Raw genomic sequence first — 1,631 nt, 5'->3', positions numbered from 1 at the left:
CTTCATCTTCAACGCGCTGAAGATCAACTCGACGCTGGCGCTGATCGGCGCCATCGTTGCCGAGTTCTTCGGCACGCCTGTCGTCGGCATGGGCTTCCGCATCTCGACCGAGGTCGGGCGGATGAACATCGACATGGTCTGGGCCGAAATCGCAGTTGCAGCACTTGCGGGTTCGGTCTTTTATGGCGTGGTCGCTCTTGTCGAAAGAGCCGTCACGTTTTGGCATCCCTCTGTCCGTGGTGGATAGGGGCGGTGGGTTTAGGGCACTAACTTCAGAGGGTAACAAAATGAAAAGACTGATTATTCCCGTTCTGGCTGGCGCGATGTCGCTTGCCGCTTTCCAGGCAATGGCCGCCGACAAGGTGACGTTGCAGCTGAAATGGGTCACGCAGGCCCAGTTTGCCGGCTACTATGTCGCCAAGGCCAAGGGTTTCTATGAGGCCGAGGGTCTCGACGTCGACATCAAGCCGGGCGGTCCCGATATCGCGCCCGAGCAGGTGATCGCCGGCGGTGGTGCCGACGTTATCGTCGACTGGATGGGCGGTGCGCTGGCTGCCCGCGAAAAGGGCGTGCCGCTGGTCAACATCGCCCAGCCGTTCAAGAAGGCCGGCATGGAGCTGGTCTGCCCGAAGGACGGCCCGATCAAGACCGAAGCCGACTTCAAAGGTCACACGCTCGGCGTCTGGTTCTTCGGCAACGAGTATCCGTTCTACGCCTGGATGAACAAGCTCGGCCTGAAGACCGAGGGCGGCCCGGACGGCGTCACGGTGCTCAAGCAGAGTTTTGACGTGCAGCCGCTGATCCAGAAGCAGGCGGACTGCATCTCGGTCATGACCTACAACGAATACTGGCAACTGATCGACGCCGGCTACAAGCCGGAACAGCTGACCGTGTTCAACTACTCGGCCATGGGCAACGACCTGCTCGAGGACGGGCTCTATGCGTCCGAAGACAAGCTCAAGGATCCGGCCTTCGAAGACAAGATGGTGCGTTTCGTGCGCGCCTCGATGAAGGGCTGGAAATATGCCATCGACAACAATGACGAAGCCGCAGGCATCGTCATGGACGGCGGCGGCCAGGACGAGAACCACCAGAAGCGCATGATGAGCGAAGTCGCCAAGCTGATCGACAATGCCGACGGCAAGCTTGACCCGGCGACCTACGAGCGCACCGCCAAGGCGCTGCTCGACCAGAAGATCATCACCAAGGAGCCGACCGGCGCCTACACCACCGCCATCACCGACAAAGCGGTCAAGTAAGCCTAGCCGGCAACACATCTATCCAGAAAGCGGCGCCTCCGGCAGAAATGTCAGAGGCGCCGTTCCTTTATGGTGTTCATGACGAAGCTGGTCTCGATCGAGGCGACGCATTTCAGCCGCGCGATCTTTTACTTGATGAAGCGCTCGTATTGTTCGAGGCTTCCCGTCACCACTTTCAGCACATAGTCGCGCGAACCGGTGACGAGGTGGCATTCCAGCACCTCTTCCCAGCCGCGGATCGCGTCCTCGAACATCACGATCTCGTCTTCGTTCTGGCGGCTGAGCCGGATGGTGGCGATGGCGACCATGCTCCAGCCGAAGGCTGAGGGATCGACCAGCGTGGTGTAGCCTCTGATGACCCCGGTCTCCTCC

1 protein-coding gene and 2 pseudogenes are annotated in these 1,631 nt (G+C 60.3%); 2 read left to right on the top strand and 1 reads right to left on the bottom strand.

What is annotated here, in order from left to right:
* A pseudogene (locus ENZ75_RS31220) lies at positions 1-247 on the top strand (ABC transporter permease); the annotation flags it as partial.
* Positions 248-287: 40 nt separating this feature from the next.
* The gene (locus ENZ75_RS31215; protein WP_013530916.1) at positions 288-1,259 is read left to right on the top strand and encodes an ABC transporter substrate-binding protein; all 972 of its coding nucleotides are present in this window, start codon (positions 288-290) and stop codon (positions 1,257-1,259) included.
* Between the two features lie 50 nt (positions 1,260-1,309).
* On the opposite strand, the pseudogene ENZ75_RS31210 reads toward ENZ75_RS31215, so the two are convergent.
* Positions 1,310-1,631: pseudogene (locus ENZ75_RS31210) on the bottom strand (Lrp/AsnC family transcriptional regulator); the annotation flags it as partial.

This window comes from Mesorhizobium sp. M7A.F.Ca.CA.002.04.1.1 (assembly GCF_004022805.1).
GTDB classification, from domain to species: Bacteria; Pseudomonadota; Alphaproteobacteria; order Rhizobiales; family Rhizobiaceae; genus Mesorhizobium; species Mesorhizobium ciceri.
The sequence above is the reverse complement of the archived record's forward strand: the minus strand, read 5'-3'. Positions and strand labels throughout refer to the sequence as shown.